The organism is Pantoea sp. AG702 (assembly GCF_003182295.1).
GTDB classification, from domain to species: domain Bacteria; phylum Pseudomonadota; class Gammaproteobacteria; order Enterobacterales; family Enterobacteriaceae; genus Pantoea; species Pantoea ananatis.
In genome coordinates this window covers 1-2,183 of sequence record NZ_QGTU01000018.1, presented here as the reverse complement: position 1 = coordinate 2,183, position 2,183 = coordinate 1, and the positions used below count along the sequence as shown (strand labels likewise).

The window sequence follows — 2,183 nt, the reverse complement described above, 5'->3', positions numbered from 1 at the left end:
CGGCTCCACGCAGACTGGCGTCCACGCTTCAAAGCCTCCCACCTATCCTACACATCAAGGCTCAGTGTTCAGTGTCAAGCTGTAGTAAAGGTTCACGGGGTCTTTCCGTCTTGCCGCGGGTACACTGCATCTTCACAGCGATTTCAATTTCACTGAGTCTCGGGTGGAGACAGCCTGGCCATCATTACGCCATTCGTGCAGGTCGGAACTTACCCGACAAGGAATTTCGCTACCTTAGGACCGTTATAGTTACGGCCGCCGTTTACCGGGGCTTCGATCAAGAGCTTCTCCTTGCGGATAACCCCATCAATTAACCTTCCGGCACCGGGCAGGCGTCACACCGTATACGTCCACTTTCGTGTTTGCACAGTGCTGTGTTTTTAATAAACAGTTGCAGCCAGCTGGTATCTTCGACTGGCTTCAGCTCCGGGAGCAAGTCCCTTCACCTACGCGCCAGCGTGCCTTCTCCCGAAGTTACGGCACCATTTTGCCTAGTTCCTTCACCCGAGTTCTCTCAAGCGCCTTGGTATTCTCTACCTGACCACCTGTGTCGGTTTGGGGTACGATTTTGTGTTACCTGATGCTTAGAGGCTTTTCCTGGAAGCAGGGCATTTATCACTTCAGCACCGTAGTGCCTCGTCGTCACGCCTCAGTGTAAAGTGAACCGGATTTGCCTGGAACACACACCTACACGCTTAAACCGGGACAACCGTCGCCCGGCTGATATAGCCTTCTCCGTCCCCCCTTCGCAGTAACACCAAGTACAGGAATATTAACCTGTTTCCCATCGACTACGCCTTTCGGCCTCGCCTTAGGGGTCGACTCACCCTGCTCCGATTAACGTTGAACAGGAACCCTTGGTCTTCCGGCGACAAGGTTTTTCACCTTGTTTATCGTTACTTATGTCAGCATTCGCACTTCTGATACCTCCAGCATGCCTCACAGCACACCTTCGACGGCTTACAGAACGCTCCCCTACCCAACAACGCATAAGCGTCGCTGCCGCAGCTTCGGTGCATGGTTTAGCCCCGTTACATCTTCCGCGCAGGCCGACTCGACCAGTGAGCTATTACGCTTTCTTTAAATGATGGCTGCTTCTAAGCCAACATCCTGGCTGTCTGGGCCTTCCCACATCGTTTCCCACTTAACCATGACTTTGGGACCTTAGCTGGCGGTCTGGGTTGTTTCCCTCTTCACGACGGACGTTAGCACCCGCCGTGTGTCTCCCGTGATAACATTCTCCGGTATTCGCAGTTTGCATCGGGTTGGTAAGCCGGGATGGCCCCCTAGCCGAAACAGTGCTCTACCCCCGGAGATGAGTTCACGAGGCGCTACCTAAATAGCTTTCGGGGAGAACCAGCTATCTCCCGGTTTGATTGGCCTTTCACCCCCAGCCACAGGTCATCCGCTAATTTTTCAACATTAGTCGGTTCGGTCCTCCAGTTAGTGTTACCCAACCTTCAACCTGCCCATGGCTAGATCACCGGGTTTCGGGTCTATACCCTGCAACTTAACGCCCAGTTAAGACTCGGTTTCCCTGCGGCTCCCCTATGCGGTTAACCTTGCTACAGAATATAAGTCGCTGACCCATTATACAAAAGGTACGCAGTCACCCCATAAAGAGGCTCCCACTGCTTGTACGTACACGGTTTCAGGTTCTGTTTCACTCCCCTCGCCGGGGTTCTTTTCGCCTTTCCCTCACGGTACTGGTTCACTATCGGTCAGTCAGGAGTATTTAGCCTTGGAGGATGGTCCCCCCATATTCAGACAGGATACCACGTGTCCCGCCTTACTCATCGAACTCACAGCCTGTGCACCTTTGTGTACGGGAGTATCACCCTGTACCCTGCGACTTTCCAGACGCTTCCACTGATGCACAAGCTGATGATGGTTCTGGGCTCCTCCCCGTTCGCTCGCCGCTACTGGGGGAATCTCGGTTGATTTCTTTTCCTCGGGGTACTTAGATGTTTCAGTTCCCCCGGTTCGCCTCATACAGCTATGTATTCACTGCATGATAGTGTGACGAGTCACACTGGGTTTCCCCATTCGGGTATCGCCGGTTGTAGCGGTTCATATCACCTTACCGGCGCTTATCGCAGATTAGCACGCCCTTCATCGCCTCTGACTGCCAGGGCATCCACCGTGTACGCTTAGTCGCTTAACCTCACAACCCACAGGCGTTT

The 2,183-nt window shown here is 53.6% G+C and carries 1 rRNA gene; it reads right to left on the bottom strand.

Annotation, left to right across the window (positions count from 1 at the left end):
• Window positions 1–2,164 (bottom strand): 23S ribosomal RNA (locus DFO57_RS22505); the annotation flags it as partial.
• Window positions 2,165–2,183 lie beyond the last annotated feature (19 nt).